Consider the following 14,098-nt stretch of genomic DNA (forward strand, 5'->3'; position numbering starts at 1 on the left):
TCAGCCGGGACTCCGGACACTCTCAGGAACGTGGGCCCTCTCAGGAACGCGGAGGTCGTGGGGACCGTGGCGCCGGGTCACGACCATGGCCGCGTTGAAACCGCCGTGCCCCCGGGCCACCACCAGCACGGCCGACAGCGCGGTCCGCCGGGGCCGGGTCACCAGGTCCAACTCGTACTCCGGCACCGGCCGGGAGACATTCACCGTCGGCGGGATCTCCCCGTGCCGCAGGGCCAGCAGGGTGGTGGCCAGGTCGAGGGCCGCCCCGCCCGCGCTGAGCCGGCCGGTCATCGTCTTCGGCACGGTGACCGGGACGCCGTACGGTCCGAAGACCTCGCGCAGCGCCGCCGCCTCCGTACGGTCGTCGGCGGCGGTGCCCGAGCCGTCCGCGAACACGGCCCCGATGGCGTCCGGCGCCAGACCGGCGTCGTCGAGGGCGAGTTCCACGGCCCGGCGCAGGGTCGAGGGGCGGCCGGAGCCGGGCGGCGGGTCGAAGGTCGCCGCGTACCCCGCGATCTCGCCGTGCCACGAGGTCAGCCCGCGCTCCCGCGCCCCCTCCTCGCTCTCCAGGACGAACAGCGCGCCGCCGTCGCCGGGGACATGTCCGGTGGCGTCCTCGTCGAAGGGCAGATACGCGCGGGCGGGGTCGTCGACCGGGCTGATCCGGCCCCCGGCGAGCTGGGCGACCCAGCCCCAGGGACAGGGCGAGCCGTCGACGGAACCGCAGACCATCACGGGCGTCCCGGCCCGTACCCGGCGCCGTGCCTGCGCGACCGCGTCGAGACCGCCCGCCTGCTCGGTGACCAGCACTCCGCTCGGACCGCGCAGCCCGTGCCGGATCGAGATCTGACCGCTGTTGACCGCGTAGAACCATGCGAAGGACTGATAGGCGCTGACATGCTCGGGCCCCAGCCGCCACAGCTTGTCCAGCTCCCGGTGGCCGAACTCGAACCCGCCGGCCGAACTCGCCGTGACGACCCCCATCCCGAACTCCGGCAGCCCGTCGGGGTCCACCCCCGCGTCCTCGATGGCCCAGGCCGCCGCCGCGAGGGCCAGCCGGGTCATATGGTCGGTCTGCGGCAGCAGTCGCGCGGACAGATGCTCGGCCGGCACGAACCCGGTGATCTCGCCCGCCAGTCCGCTGGAGTACGGCTCCGGGTCGAAGGCGGTGATCCGGCCGATCGCGGACTCGCCGCGCAGGGTGCGCTCCCAGTGCCGCTCGGAACCGAGGCCGGTGGGCGCGACCACACCCATTCCCGTGACCACGGTGGCCGCGGCCGTCACGCCGCCCCGCCTTCCGGTCCCCGCAGCGCCGCCCGCGGCTTGCGCAGCACCATCGCGCTCTGGAAGCCGCCGAACCCGCTGCCCACGCTGAGCACCGTGTCGACCCGCCGTTCCCGCGCCACCAGCGGCACATAGTCGAGATCGCACTCCGGATCCGGCTCATGGAGATTGGCGGTGGGCGGGATCACCCCGGTCCGCATCGCGAGCACACTGGCGGCGATCTCCAGGGAGCCGATGGCCCCGAGGGAGTGCCCGATCATCGACTTGATGGAGCTGACCGGGGTCCGGTACGCGTGCTCCCCGAGACTGCGCTTGAAGGCCGCCGTCTCATGGCGGTCGTTCTGGAGGGTGCCCGAGCCATGGGCGTTGATGTAGCCGATGTCCTCCGGTGCCGTCCGGGACTGGGCCAGGGCGGCCCGGATCGCCTCCGCCATCTCCCTGCCGTCCGGCCTGAGTCCGGTCATGTGGAAGGCGTTGCAGCGTGAGGCGAAGCCGGAGATCTCGGCGTAGACGTCCGCCCCGCGCCGGAGCGCGTGACCGAGGTCCTCCAGGACGAACATCGCCGAACCCTCGCCGAGGACAAAGCCGTTACGGGTGCGGTCGAAGGGGCGGGAGGCCGTCGCCGGGTCGTCGTTGCGCGGGGTCGTCGCCTTGATCGCGTCGAAGCAGGCCATGGTGATCGGCGAGATCGGCGCGTCGGCGGCGCCCGCCATCATCACGTCCGCCGACCCCTCGGCGATCAGCTCGACGGCCTGCCCGACCGAGTCCAGTCCGGAGGTGCACCCGGTGGACACCGTCGCCACCGGCCCTTCCGCACCGACCTCCCAGGCGACCTCGGCGGCGAGGGAGCTGGGCACGAAGTAGTCGAACAGATGCGGTACGGCATAGCGTTCGTCGACCTGCCACTTCCGGCCGCCGTCGCTGACGACGACGTACTCCTCCTCCAGGCCCATCGTGCAGCCGACCGCGCTGCCGACGACGACTCCGGTGCGCGCCGGGTCGAGCGTGTCCAGGTCGAGGCCGCTGTCCTGCACACACTCCCTGGCGCTCACCACCGCCAACTGCGCGGACCTGTCCATCCGGCGGACGCGCTGCGGGGAGAGTCCCTCGGCCGCCGGGTCGAAGTCGCACTCGGCGGCGATCTGGGAACGGAAGGGCGCCGGGTCGAAGAACGAGATGCGCCGGGTCGCGGTACGGCCCGACGACACCAGGTCCCAGAACTTCTTGGTGCCGGTGCCGCCGGGCGCGACCACGCCGATGCCGGTGATCACGACCCGCCGGTTCATCCCGGGCCGGGTCACGTGACCGAGTAGGACTGGCGCGGGGCGTAGAGCTCCCCGGCGTTGGTGGTCCGGGACCGGATCTCCTTGGCGTGGTCCTGGAAACCCGGGTGGGCGACGGCCCGCTGCCAGGACTCGACGTCCGTCCACAGGGCGATGTTGATGTACTGGTCCCGTTTCTCCTCGTCGATGCTCCGGGAGAGGGTGTACTGAAGGAATCCGGGCTGCTGGATCATGAATTCGGAAATCTCGGCGAACACCCTCTCGAATTCCTCCGGCGCGCTGTGCACCGTGAAACGGTTGACGAAGGTGACGACTCCGCTCCCGGCCGCGTCGTATTTCTGCTGGGGCGACTCGGGTGACATGGGTGAGGTGGGCGAGTGGGACGACATGAAATGACTCTCCTCCGCTGTCGGGTTGTTCAGGTGGTCAGGTGATGCTGGCTCCGCCGTCCACCGCGATGACCGCACCGGTCGCGAAATCCGCCTCGGGCTGCGTCACTTGGGTCACCCACCAGGCGATCTCCTCGGGCTTTCCGACCCGGCCCAGCGGGGTGACGGACTTCATCCATTCAAGGAAGCGGGTGTATTCCTCGGGACTCGATCCCATACGGATGCCCATTCCGGTATCGATCACCCCGGGGGCAATGGCCACCACACGGATTCCGCGTGGCGCGAGTTCCACGGCCCAGGTGCGGGTGAGAAAGTCCAGGGCGACCTTGCTCGCCCCGTAGAGCGAGAAGTCCGGCCAGGCGCGGCGGCCCAGCGAACCGGCGCTGCTGAGGTTGACGACGGTGCCGTGTGTCTCGGTCAGCGCGTCGAGGGCACGCCGGGTGAGGGCGATCGGGGCGCGCAGGTTCAGGGCCAGCAGTTCGTCCACCGCCGACGGTTCGATCTTCTCCAGCGGTGCGGGTGCGGCGGTCGACGCGTTGTTGACCAGGATGTCGATCCGGCCGAACGCGCTGAGCGCGGTGCTCACGATCGCGTCGGCCGCACCGGGATCGGTGAGATCGACGGACAGGGTACGGATGGTGGGGTGGCCCTCGGCGGTCTCCGCGAGGGTGTGGGCGGACCGGCCCACGACAAGGACCCGGTCCTGGCGGGCGGCGAAGGCCCGTGCGGTGGCCCGGCCGATACCGGTGCCGCCACCGGTGACGATCACGCCACGGGCGGCCCCGCTGCTGTCCTGAGAGGTGGTCACCCGACCGACGCTAGGGACCACCACTAGAGCGACGGTCGACGGGCTGTCGACCACCGAGGCGGTCATCGCCGGGGGAGACGTCGCGGCGGCGGTCGTCGTGAATGCGGGGGTCGCCAATGGGGTGTTCGCGGACGGCGGGGGTCGCGAATGCGGTGGTAGCGGACGAGATCACCTCGAAGGCGGTCTCCTCGGAGCCGGCCTCCTCAGAGGCAGTCGTCGCGGGTCACCACCCTCTCCTGGACCTTGAGTTCACCGTCCTCCCGCACAAGGATGTCTTCGCACACGCACATCGCGTGCAGGGTCGCCTCGCCACCTCGCCGGGTGCGGATCACCTGGACATAGGCCCGGACGAACAGCCGGTCGTCGGGGCGCGTCTCCACCGCCATCATGGTGTGGCAGCGCCGGTAGCGGACCCCTTCCGCGGCGAGTTCGTCGGCCGCCGTACGCAGCCCCGCGGCAAGCCGGTCGCGGCCCTGGATCGGCTCCGGGATCTTGGGCGGGGAGACCAGGGAGGCGTCCTCGGTGAAGGTGGCGGCGGCGTCCTCCGCGCGGCCCTCGTCCAGCAACTGGATATGGCGGGCGTAGAACTGCTGCACCTCGGTGTAGATGCCGTCGAAGGTCCGCTGGTGGCCGGTGAGTACGGGCATGGCTTTCATTCCTCCGTGTTGTCGCCGGTGTCGCCGGTGTCGCTGTTGTTCCCCCCTGTCATCCGGCTCGGGGGGAGAACACGCTGGCACAGGCCGTTCGAGCCTCGCTTGAGAAGCCGCTGAAGCGACACTCCAACGCGGCTCCAGACACCGGGGCGAGGATGACCGGCGACGACTCAGGACACCTGGACACCCGGACCCCGGACAGGCGGACAGGCGGACGGGCGGACGGGCGGACAGCCAGGCGGCCGGACAGGTGACCCGGTGACCCGGTGACCCGGTAACCCGGCGTCCCGGTGGCCCGGCGTATCGGCGGACCGGCGGACAATTGGAGGCGGCGTGCGCATCATCGACCTTTCCTCATCCGTGGACGCGAGGGCGTACGAGCCCGATCCCGTGACCCACGAGATCCTCAGCCCGCGGGAGGGCGCCCTCCATATGAGCGCGGAGATGAAGGAGCATTTCGGGATCGATTTCGACCCGTCCGTCCTGCCCGACGGAGAGTTCCTCTCCTTGGACCGGATGACGCTCACCACCCACACCGGAACCCATGTCGACGCCCCCTCGCACTACGGATCGCGGGCGGGTTACGGCGACGGGACGCCCCGGCACATCCATGAGATGCCGCTGGAGTGGTTCCACGGCGGGGGTGTCGTGCTCGATCTGACCGACCAGGAGACCGGGGCGGTCGGACCCGCCGAGCTGGAGCAGGCGTTCGCGCGGATCGAGTACGTCCCCTCGCCGGGCGAGATCGTCCTGCTGCGCACCGGGGCGGACCAGCGGGCGGGCACCCCGGCGTACTTCACCGACTTCACCGGCCTCGACGGGGACGCCGTGCACATGCTGCTCGACCTGGGCGTGCGGGTCATCGGCACGGACGCGTTCAGCCTGGACGCGCCCTTCGGGAACATCATCGAGCGGTACCGGAAGACCGGTGACCGCTCGGTCCTGTGGCCGGCCCATGTCGTCGGCCGGGACCGGGAGTACTGCCAGATCGAGCGTCTGGCCAACCTGGGGGCGCTGCCCGAGCCGCACGGCTTCCTGGTGTCCTGCTTCCCGGTGAAGATCACCGGCGCGGGGGCGGGCTGGACCCGGGCGGTCGCGTTCGTGTGAATGACGGATTCACTGTTCGCCGTTCGACTTTCATGGACGACGGATTCGACTTTCATAGACGACAGATGAGAGCACCACTGTTCTCGGCGACGACCCCCGTGCGAGGATGAGGCGAACGGAGTTTGCCGCTGAGCAGAAGGAATTTCTCTCATGCAGATAAAGACTCTTGGACCTCTCGTCGCACAGGAGAACCAGATCTCCCTGGTGCCCAGCGCCGGAAAGCCGAGGCAGGTTCTCTCCCTGCTCGCCCTCAACGCCAACCGCGCCATCAGTGTCGGAACACTGATCGAGGAAATCTGGGGCGACGATCCACCCCGCAGTTACGCGACGACGCTTCAGACCTACATTCTGCAGTTACGCAGAAACCTGGACGCCGCCCTGAAAGCCGCCCAGGGCGACGGCGATCGGGCGACGGCCAAGGACATTCTCGTCACCCAGCACAACGGATATCTGCTGCGGGTGAATCCCCGGGATATCGACGTCCATGAGTTCGAGGCGCTGTCGGACAGGGCCCGCTCGGCGGCGTCCTCCGGGGAGGACGCCGCCGCCTCCGCCCTGTTCACCGAGGCGCTCTCCCTGTGGAACGGCCCGCCACTGGTCGACGTATCCATCGGACGGGTCCTCGAACCGGAGGTCATGCGGTTGAAGGAGGCGCGGCTCGCCGCCGTGGAGGGGCGGCTCACGGCCCGGCTCCGGCTGGGCCGGCACGCGGAGCTGCTCAGCGAACTGACCGTGCTGACCATGCAGTATCCGATGCACGAGAACCTGTGCGCGCAGTTCATGATCGCCCTGCATCGCTCCGGCCGCTCCTGGAACGCCCTGGAGGCGTATCAGAAGCTGCGGGACACGATGATCGAGGAGCTGGGTCTGGAGCCGTCGGCCCGGCTTCGCCGTCTGCACCAGGCGGTGCTCGCCGGGGATCCGCTGCTCGACGCTCTGGAGGCCGTGGACGGGCTGGACTTCGAGCGCCAGACGATCCGCGCCCAGCAGAAACCGGTCGAGTGCCAGACGGTCCGCTCCGCGAAAGCCGGGGTCACAGCCAGCCGATCCGGCTCGCGATTCTGATGGCGTCCACGCGATTCCGCGCGGCCAGTTTCGACACGATCGCGGTCAGGTAATTCCGGATCGTACCGACCTGGAGTGACAGAATCCCGGCGATGTCGCTGGGCTCCAGTCCGCTGGCGAACAGCCGTAACACCTCCAATTCCCGGTCCGTCAGCGGGGTCTCGTCGGCGTCCAGCGCCTTCAGCGCCAGTTGCGGATTGATGATCCGCTCTCCCGCCGCGATCCGGCGCACCGCCGTCGCCAGTTGAGCGGGCGGTTCCTCGCGGAGAATGAAACCGGACACCTGCGCGGAGAGGGCCTCCCTGAGCAGCCTCGGCTGAGCCATCGAGGAAAGCACCAGAACCTGGGTGTCGGGCGCTTTGATCCGTAGTTCCGAGACGATCTCGATCCCGTCGTCGTTCAGTACGGCCACTTGGGGACTACTGGCCATGGCCGTGGAAATGACCAGATCTAGGCGGCCCACCTCGGCCACCACATCGATGTCCGGTTCCAGATCCAGAAGTGCGGCCAAAGCCCCCCGTATCATCGGCATTTCATCGGCAATGAGCACCCGAACCATCTATCCCCCATCTACCTGGCCGACGCGCGGGAGATGTTTTCAGCCATCTCCGGCGAGGCGGCACTCACGGCGCATCTTCTTGAACAGTAGATGACCTTCTCGGCGCATGAAAGGCCACCGATTTTCCGCGTCCCGCCCTCGCCAGCCGGATGACGTGAGAGATAGGTGAACATTGAGTGGATCGAGAAAACTCCCCGACTCGTCTCCGATGACCCTGATCACCGATTTCAGGCCATGCACCCGAAAAACCCCGGCTATCCAGTGAGGTTCCACAGGTACTCAAGTCGGAGCCCCGAATCTTGGTGGCGGGTCATTGACCGACAACCACACGGAGGTAATTCGGCCATGCCGACTCTGGGGAAAGACGCACTCCGGCACACCGTGTCCATCAGCGCGCCCGCACCACGGGTGTTCGATCTGCTGGCCGGACTCTCTCACTGGCCCGAGTTCCACGGCCCGTCCGTCCACGCGGAGCCGCTCGGACACCGCGACGGGGCCGAGGAGTTCCGGCACTGGTGGGTGATCGACGACCACACCGTACGCACCTGGCGGGCCCGCTGGTGGTTCGACCGGGAGGCGCTGCGGATCGGCTACGAGTTCGACCCGGCCGAACCGACGGCGGCCGGCCGGCGCGGCACCTGGACTCTCCATGAGCGGTCCGGCGCCTCCACCGAGGTGCGGGCCGAGCAGGAGACGACCGGCGACAGGTCCGATACGGCCGACGCGGCGCTCGCCGATCGCGAACTCCGGGAGTTCCTGGCCTCAATCGCCGACGCCGCCGAGCGCCATGAGGAACGCCAGGACCTGGTCGTCGACTTCGAGGACCCGCTGTTCGTGGCGGGCTCGATCGCGGACGCGTACGCCTATCTGTACGAGGCCGACAAGTGGCCGGAGCGTATTCCGCATGTCTCCCGGCTGGTGCTGGAGGAGAAGGTGCCCAACATCCAGTTCTTCGACATGGACACCACCACCCCGGACGGTTCGGCGCACACCACCCGCTCGGTGCGGATCTGCCTGCCCGGAGACAAGATCGTCTACAAGCAGATCCATCTGCCGAAACTGCTGACCGGCCACACCGGGCACTGGAAGTTCACCCCGACCCGCGAGGGCTTCGTCCTCGGCGCCCGCCACACCGCGACGATCAAACCCTCCGCGCTGCCGATCCTCGGCGAGGGCACCTCGGTCCTCGACGCGCGCAAGTATCTGCGCCGGATCCTCAGCGCGAACAGCATGGGCAATCTGCGGCTGTCGAAGGCCTACGCCGAGGAGCGTGCCGGTGTCTGACGGACCGGGGCCGGGCCCCACTCAGGCGCAGATACTCACCGGCACGGCGACCTACACCCGGCAGGTGCTCTCCCTCTACGACATCCTTGTCCTGGGCATCATCTGCCGCCGGGTCTGGCGCTGCGACCGCGCCGAGATGCTGGCCGGGTACGACCGCAACATCGGTGAACGCCATCTCGACCTCGGGCCCGGCACCGGCTTCTTCCTCGACCGGTGCCACCATCGCTCCGCCCGCCCCCGGATAGCGCTCGTGGATCTCAACCCGGTGGTGCTCCGCAAGGCCGCCGCCCGGCTGCGCCGCTTCGAGCCGCTCGCCTACCAGCGGGATGTGCTCTCGCCGTTCGAGCTGGGCGAGGAGGGGGAGAGGGCCGGGAAGGACGGGCACGAGGGAGAGAAGTACGACTCCGCCGGGCTGAACTTCCTGCTGCACTGTCTGCCGGGCGGGATGGCCCACAAGGCAAGGGTGTTCGACCATGTCCGGGCCCATGTGGTCCCGGGCGGCCGGATCTTCGGCAGCACCGTGCTCACCGAGGGGGTCCCGCACAGCGGACGGGCGTACAAGATGCTGGACTCGCTCAACGAGAAGGGGACGTTCGACAACCGGGACGACTCGCTCAGCGGACTGGAGACCGAACTGAGCAGCAGGTTCACCGACTACCGGCTGACCGTGCGCGGATCGGTGGCCCTCTTCGAGGCCACCGCCTGAATCCGCCGTCCACACCACGCCCGCCCCGCGCATCCCGCCCGCCCCTGAAATCCCTGACGCCTCTGACACCCCTGACATCCCTCACGTCCCGTAGAAGTCCGCCACGCCCAGCTCCGCCAGGGGTGTCCAGTCCGGATCGGCGGGCGTGGCGGGCTCCCACGCCGAGGTCCGCAGCTCCACGGCGAGCCGTGGCCGTTCGTCCACCCGCTGGGACAGGGCGTAGAGCGTGGCCAGCACATGGACGCAGGGCCGACGCCGGACCCGGCAGGAACAGTGGGCCGTCAGATCGTCGAGAGGGACCGCGATCCCGATGCCGTCGCGCCGCAGATCCGCCTCAAGGCTGTCGGGCAGATCGCCGACGGCCAGTCCCCGGTGCTCGTCCAGGGCCTTGGCCATCAGACGCTCGGCGTCGGCCCGTTCCTGGTCGGACCAGCAGGGCAGCTGGAGCCGGACCGGCTGGCCCGTCCCGGACACCATGACATCGGCCTCGACGGACCCGGTGCCGACGCTCAGGGTGACGGCGTGGTTGCGGGCGAGGCTGCGCGCCTTGGGCAGCGCGGGGTTGGGCGCGGACGCCACCGTGGACTCGACCGTCCGTACCCACGCGCGTCCCCAGGGGGTGGCTCCGAATTCGGCCGGCATCAGGTGAGGGCTCCCGGGTCGAGGGCGAGCAGGGCGTGGAGTTCGTCGTCGGACAGATCGGCCAGGGCGGCCTCGGTGTTGCCGGAGACGACGTCGGCGAAGCCCCGCTTGGTCTCGTGCAGCCGGGCGATGTGGTCCTCGATGGTGCCCCCGGTGACCAGGGTGTGCACATGGAGGGTGCGTTGCTGGCCGATCCGGTGGGCCCGGTCGGTGGCCTGTTCCTCCACCGCCGGGTTCCACCAGCGGTCGAAGTGCATCACATGGTTGGCGCGGGTCAGGTTCAGTCCGAACCCGGCGGCGCGCAGGCTCAGCAGCAGGACCGGCGACGCGTCCGCGTCCTCCTGGAAGGAGTGCACCAGCCGGTCGCGCCGCTCGATGGACAGGCCGCCGTGCAGAAACGGGACCGGTCCCGTCCCGAGGGCCTCGGAGAGATGGGCCGACAGCAGTTCGCCCATGGCCCGGTACTGGGTGAACACCAGGGCGCGGTCACTGTCGTCCACGATCTCGGCCAGCATCTCGGCGGCCCGGTCGAACTTGCCGGAGCGGCCGGTCGTCGCGTCCTGTTCGCGGAGGTACTGGGCGGGGTGGTTGCAGATCTGCTTGAGCGCGGTGAGCAGGGCGAGCACCCGGCCCCGGCGCTCGATCCCACCGCCGAGCCCGTCGTCGAAGGCCCGGTCGACGGCCTGCCGGTAGAGGCCGGCCTGCTCCTCGGAGAGGGTGCAGACGACCGTGGAGTACTGCTTGGCCGGGAGTTCCGCGGCGACTTCGGCCTTGGTACGGCGGAGCAGATACGGGGCGACCAGGGTGTGCAGGGCCGCCGCGGCGGACGCGGAACGGCGCTGCTCGATGGGGGCGGCGAACCGCTGGCGGAAACGGGCGCGGGTGCCGAGGAGACCGGGGCTGGCCACATGGAGGATCGACCAGAGTTCCTCCAGCCGGTTCTCCACCGGCGTTCCGGTCATGGCGATCCGGACCTCCGCGGTGAGGCGGGCGGCTGCCTTGCTGACCAGGGCGTCCGGGTTCTTGATCTGCTGGGCCTCATCGAGGACGAGCACGTCCCAGGCGGTCTTCTCCAGGGTCCGGTCGGTACGCAGCACCGGATAGCCGGTGACGACGACGGTGCCGGGGGAGAGGGGGTCCGGGAGGGTCCGCCGTGGCCCGTGGTAGCCGATCACCGGGGTGCCGGGCGCGAAACGCTCCATTTCCCGCCGCCAGTTGCCGAGCAGGGAGGTCGGGCAGACCACGAGATGCGGTCCGGTCGCCGGGCGGGTGGCCAGCAGACAGATCGCCTGGAGCGTCTTGCCGAGACCCATCTCGTCGGCCAGGATCGCCCCGCCGCCGAGGCCGGGCAGGGAGCGCAGCCAGGACACGCCGTGCACCTGGTAGGGCCGCAGCCGGGCACGGACGGCCGTCGAGCGCAGGGCGCCCCGGGTGGCGACGACCTCCCGGAACTGCCGCAGCAGGGCGGGCGCCGAGAGCACGGCGGTGCCCTCGGAGTCGAGTACGGCGTGGGCCGCCGTGGGCATACGGCCGATCAGCTCGGCGAAGGGCGGGTCCAGCGGGTCCGGCTCGGCGAGCGGCGGGTCCGGCTCAGTGAGGGGCCCGCCGCCGTCCAGCAGCGCCGCCGCGTCTCGCCACACCCGCAACGAGGCGCTGTACGGCCCGCCGCGCGCCGGGTCGAGGGCGCGCAGCGCGGGGAGCGCCTGGTCGAGATCGGCGTAGCGGACATCGACGGTCGCCGGGACCACCCGGTCAGGGCCCGGGAGCGCGAGGCGGCAGGTGGCCGTCCGGCCCGTCGGCAGCCCGTGCGCGCGCACCGCCGTGTCCAGATCGGCCACGCCCCACCAGGCCATCGCGCCCTCGGCGGGAACGAAGGTGGCCTGGAGCCGGCCGGGCAGCTCGGGAACCGCGGCGGCGTCGGGCACGTGAGGCATTCCGGGTGCTCCGGGTGCTCCGGGTGCTCCGGGTGCTCCGGGTGCTCCGGGTGCTCCGGGTGCTCCGGGTGCTCCAGGCATTCCAGGACCTCCTGATGCTTCAGATCCTCCAGGCACCCCAGACCCTCCAGGCGCCCCAGGCGCCCCAGCCCCTCCAGACGCTTCAGACCCTTCAGGCACTGATCACCTCACCGGCGGGAGCGTCCGCCGACGCGACCGGCCCGCGTGGCAGCAGGAAGCTGCTGAGGAACGCGACGCCGAGGAGAGCCACGCCCAGCCACAGCGAGGTCGCCAGCGCGTCGCCGTACCCCTCGGCGACGGCGGCGGGAGTCTGCGCGACGCCCTCGACGCCGCTGAAGAAGACGGTGCCGACCACCGCCACGCCGACCGAGGCGGCGAGCTGGGTGATGGTGTTGTACAGCGCGGAACCGGAACCCGCGGACTCCACCGGCATGTCGTTCAGGGTGAGTTGCATCAGAGGTGCCACCAACATGCCCATGCCCACGCCGCCGACCAGCACACCCCAGAACAGATCGGTCCAGCCGGTGTCCTGGCTCGCCCCGGCCGCCGCCAACGCGATCAGGGCGAACCCGACCGCCATCACGATCAGCCCGAGCTGCACGGTCAGCCGGCCGATCCGGGGCAGCAGCACGGCGGCCGAGAGGGTGGCGAACACCGGGACCGCGATCGACCAGGGCAGCATCATCAGGCCCGACTCCATGGGGCTCATCCCGATGCCGTGCTGGAGGAAGAGCATGAAGACCAGGAAGAAGCCCATCGCCGGGACGAAGAAGAGCAGCTGGACCAGGAGACCGCCCTGCACGGAGCGGAACTTGAACAGGGACATCTCCAGCAGCGGGGACCCGCCCCGGGCGCTCACCCGGCGTTCGTACACGGCGAAGAGGCCGAGCACCACGACTCCGGCCGCCATGGACACGTACGACCACACGCCCCGCTTGTCCGGGTCCACGAACTCGATCAGGGGGTAGAGCACCAGCACCAGGCCCACGGTGGAGATGGCGACGCCGGTGACATCGAGGCGGGCGGCACCGTCGGCGCGGCTGTCGGGGAGCAGTTTCACCGAGGCGAAGGCGACCAGCAGGGCGAGCGGGACATTCACCCAGAACGCCATCCGCCAGCCCGCGCCCGCCAGGTCCCACTCCAGCAGCGCCGGGCCGACGATCGGGCCCAGGGTGGCGGCGAGGCCGGACAACGAGGCGTACGCCGCCATCGGGCCGCCGCGCTCCTCGGCGGTGTACATCACCTGGATCTGGGACAGCACCTGCGGGATCACCGCCGCCGCGAACACGCCCTGCACCACCCGGGCGATGACCAGCATCTCCGCCTGCACGGACAGGGCGCACAGCGCGGAGGCGGCGGCGAAGCCCAACATGCCCGCGATGAAGACCCGTTTGTGGCCCAGCAGATCGCCGAGCCGGGCGCCACTGACGATCCCCAGGGCGAGCGCCAGGCTGTATCCGGCCTGCGTCCACTGGAGCGCGGCCGGGCTCGCGTCGAGGTCCGTCTGAAGGGAGGGCAGCACCACATTCAGGATGGTGACGCTGATGAGGTCGATGAACATCGCCAGCAGAATGACGACTAAGGCCAGGGGACGGCGGCTGGACACTGCTTGCTCCTCGAACGGGAACGATATTATAGTGCGTCACGCACTTAGTGCGCGGCGCAATGATTGCGCGGCACAATCTAATGAGAGGGTCGGGGCGTGTCAACATGACGAACAAGCCTCAGAACACCACCCGGACCGGCGCCGAACGGCCGCTGGCCGACCAGATCGTCGGCGCGCTCCCGGAGTGGATCACGCAGCTCATCCAGATCAACTCGCTGATCGCGCACCGGATGGGCGTGGTCGCGACCGACTTCCACTGTCTGCACGCGCTGCACCAGGACGGCCCCGCCACGGCCAGCGTTCTAGCCGGACGGGTCGGCCTCACTCCCGGCTCGACGTCCCGCATGATCGACCGGCTCGCCGACGCGGGGTGTGTGAAGCGGGTGCCGGACCCGGACGACCGGCGGCGGATCGTGATCGAGCCGACCGAGGAGGGCCTGGACCGGATCACCACCTACTACGCCGGACTGACCGCCCGTACCCATGGCGACCTGGCCGATTTCGACGACGACCAGCTCCATACGCTGCTGCGTTTCGTCGAGTCCGCACGGGACAGCGCCGCGGTGGAGGTGGACCGGCTGCGATCCACGGAGGCGGACGGCTGACGGACCACGGACCCGGAAACGGACACGGACACGGACACGGACACGGACACGGAGGACCGTAGAAGGACCGAGGCGGACGGCCGTAGAACCGCGAAGCCGGACGGCTGGGTTCCACCGCTCTTCCACCGCCGTTCGAGCCCAGTCCGATGGGA

At 69.9% G+C, this 14,098-nt stretch carries 14 protein-coding genes; 5 read left to right on the forward strand and 9 right to left on the reverse strand.

Translation table 11 applies throughout. The features are described from left to right. The 5 genes from AB0D49_RS24315 to AB0D49_RS24335 all read right to left on the reverse strand — a co-directional run bounded on the left by AB0D49_RS24315 (position 1) and on the right by AB0D49_RS24335 (position 4,411). Entirely contained in the window at positions 1-1,254 is a 1,254-nt protein-coding gene (locus tag AB0D49_RS24315; RefSeq protein WP_362761267.1) for a ketosynthase chain-length factor, read from the reverse strand. Positions 1,255-1,280: 26 nt separating this feature from the next. Further along, on the reverse strand, positions 1,281-2,570 hold the full coding sequence (locus tag AB0D49_RS24320; protein ID WP_362761268.1) for a beta-ketoacyl-[acyl-carrier-protein] synthase family protein: 1,290 nt from the start codon (positions 2,568-2,570) through the stop codon (positions 1,281-1,283). A gap of 11 nt (positions 2,571-2,581) precedes the next feature. Next, positions 2,582-2,956 (reverse strand): antibiotic biosynthesis monooxygenase family protein, encoded by a 375-nt coding sequence (locus AB0D49_RS24325; protein WP_362760978.1) that lies wholly within the window; start codon positions 2,954-2,956, stop codon positions 2,582-2,584. 37 nt (positions 2,957-2,993) lie between these two features. Beyond that, positions 2,994-3,764 carry an SDR family oxidoreductase gene (locus tag AB0D49_RS24330; protein ID WP_362760980.1) on the reverse strand — a complete coding sequence of 257 codons (771 nt, stop codon included), beginning with the start codon at positions 3,762-3,764 and terminating at the stop codon, positions 2,994-2,996. A 203-nt stretch (positions 3,765-3,967) separates the two neighbouring features. Then, positions 3,968-4,411, reverse strand: coding sequence for a nuclear transport factor 2 family protein (locus AB0D49_RS24335; protein ID WP_362760982.1), 444 nt, complete (start codon positions 4,409-4,411; stop codon positions 3,968-3,970). A 339-nt stretch (positions 4,412-4,750) separates the two neighbouring features. On the opposite strand from AB0D49_RS24335, the gene AB0D49_RS24340 reads away from it, so the two are divergent. Both AB0D49_RS24340 and AB0D49_RS24345 read left to right on the forward strand, forming a co-directional pair. After that, positions 4,751-5,524 carry a cyclase family protein gene (locus AB0D49_RS24340; RefSeq protein WP_362760984.1) on the forward strand — a complete coding sequence of 258 codons (774 nt, stop codon included), beginning with the start codon at positions 4,751-4,753 and terminating at the stop codon, positions 5,522-5,524. A gap of 150 nt (positions 5,525-5,674) precedes the next feature. Beyond that, positions 5,675-6,589, forward strand: a complete 915-nt coding sequence (locus AB0D49_RS24345) for an AfsR/SARP family transcriptional regulator (RefSeq protein WP_362760986.1) — start codon at positions 5,675-5,677, stop codon at positions 6,587-6,589. Here AB0D49_RS24345 and AB0D49_RS24350 read toward each other — a convergent pair. Then, entirely contained in the window at positions 6,558-7,148 is a 591-nt protein-coding gene (locus AB0D49_RS24350) for a response regulator transcription factor (RefSeq protein ID WP_362760988.1), read from the reverse strand. The two genes, AB0D49_RS24345 and AB0D49_RS24350, sit on opposite strands and share 32 nt — an antisense overlap. A gap of 345 nt (positions 7,149-7,493) precedes the next feature. Here AB0D49_RS24350 and AB0D49_RS24355 point away from each other — a divergent pair, with 345 nt between their 5' ends. Then, a complete protein-coding gene (locus AB0D49_RS24355; RefSeq protein ID WP_362760990.1) occupies positions 7,494-8,432 on the forward strand; it encodes an SRPBCC family protein in 939 nt (312 codons plus the stop codon). Beyond that, positions 8,425-9,138 carry a class I SAM-dependent methyltransferase gene (locus AB0D49_RS24360; RefSeq protein WP_362760992.1) on the forward strand — a complete coding sequence of 238 codons (714 nt, stop codon included), beginning with the start codon at positions 8,425-8,427 and terminating at the stop codon, positions 9,136-9,138. Before AB0D49_RS24355 ends, AB0D49_RS24360 begins: the two co-directional genes overlap by 8 nt. Positions 9,139-9,219: 81 nt before the next feature. On the opposite strand, the gene AB0D49_RS24365 is transcribed toward AB0D49_RS24360, so the two are convergent. The 3 genes from AB0D49_RS24365 to AB0D49_RS24375 all read right to left on the reverse strand — a co-directional run bounded on the left by AB0D49_RS24365 (position 9,220) and on the right by AB0D49_RS24375 (position 13,296). Continuing rightward, positions 9,220-9,780, reverse strand: coding sequence for an SWIM zinc finger family protein (locus AB0D49_RS24365; protein WP_362760994.1), 561 nt, complete (start codon positions 9,778-9,780; stop codon positions 9,220-9,222). After that, positions 9,780-11,714 (reverse strand): DEAD/DEAH box helicase, encoded by a 1,935-nt coding sequence (locus tag AB0D49_RS24370; RefSeq protein WP_362760996.1) that lies wholly within the window; start codon positions 11,712-11,714, stop codon positions 9,780-9,782. The genes AB0D49_RS24365 and AB0D49_RS24370 overlap by 1 nt, the downstream gene beginning before the upstream one ends. Before the next feature lie 172 nt (positions 11,715-11,886). Beyond that, positions 11,887-13,296 carry an MFS transporter gene (locus AB0D49_RS24375; RefSeq protein ID WP_362760998.1) on the reverse strand — a complete coding sequence of 470 codons (1,410 nt, stop codon included), beginning with the start codon at positions 13,294-13,296 and terminating at the stop codon, positions 11,887-11,889. A gap of 149 nt (positions 13,297-13,445) precedes the next feature. On the opposite strand from AB0D49_RS24375, the gene AB0D49_RS24380 reads away from it, so the two are divergent. Beyond that, the gene (locus AB0D49_RS24380) at positions 13,446-13,946 is read left to right on the forward strand and encodes a MarR family transcriptional regulator (RefSeq protein ID WP_362761000.1); all 501 of its coding nucleotides are present in this window, start codon (positions 13,446-13,448) and stop codon (positions 13,944-13,946) included. Positions 13,947-14,098: the final 152 nt, after the last annotated feature.

Origin of the sequence: Streptomyces sp. NPDC048290, from assembly GCF_040652095.1 — a bacterium.
Taxonomy (GTDB): domain Bacteria; phylum Actinomycetota; class Actinomycetes; order Streptomycetales; family Streptomycetaceae; genus Streptomyces.

Bases quoted from the DNA above. Each gene is read 5' to 3' on its own strand.
- AB0D49_RS24315 (WP_362761267.1), bottom strand. From the start codon at position 1,254: ATGGGTGTGGTCGCGCCCACCGGCCTCGGTTCCGAGCGGCACTGGGAG.
- AB0D49_RS24320 (WP_362761268.1), bottom strand. From the start codon at position 2,570: ATGAACCGGCGGGTCGTGATCACCGGCATCGGCGTGGTCGCGCCCGGC.
- AB0D49_RS24325 (WP_362760978.1), bottom strand. From the start codon at position 2,956: ATGTCGTCCCACTCGCCCACCTCACCCATGTCACCCGAGTCGCCCCAG.
- AB0D49_RS24335 (WP_362760982.1), bottom strand. From the start codon at position 4,411: ATGCCCGTACTCACCGGCCACCAGCGGACCTTCGACGGCATCTACACC.
- AB0D49_RS24345 (WP_362760986.1), top strand. From the start codon at position 5,675: ATGCAGATAAAGACTCTTGGACCTCTCGTCGCACAGGAGAACCAGATC.
- AB0D49_RS24350 (WP_362760988.1), bottom strand. From the start codon at position 7,148: ATGGTTCGGGTGCTCATTGCCGATGAAATGCCGATGATACGGGGGGCT.
- AB0D49_RS24355 (WP_362760990.1), top strand. From the start codon at position 7,494: ATGCCGACTCTGGGGAAAGACGCACTCCGGCACACCGTGTCCATCAGC.
- AB0D49_RS24365 (WP_362760994.1), bottom strand. From the start codon at position 9,780: ATGCCGGCCGAATTCGGAGCCACCCCCTGGGGACGCGCGTGGGTACGG.
- AB0D49_RS24370 (WP_362760996.1), bottom strand. From the start codon at position 11,714: ATGCCTCACGTGCCCGACGCCGCCGCGGTTCCCGAGCTGCCCGGCCGG.
- AB0D49_RS24375 (WP_362760998.1), bottom strand. From the start codon at position 13,296: ATGTTCATCGACCTCATCAGCGTCACCATCCTGAATGTGGTGCTGCCC.
- AB0D49_RS24380 (WP_362761000.1), top strand. From the start codon at position 13,446: ATGACGAACAAGCCTCAGAACACCACCCGGACCGGCGCCGAACGGCCG.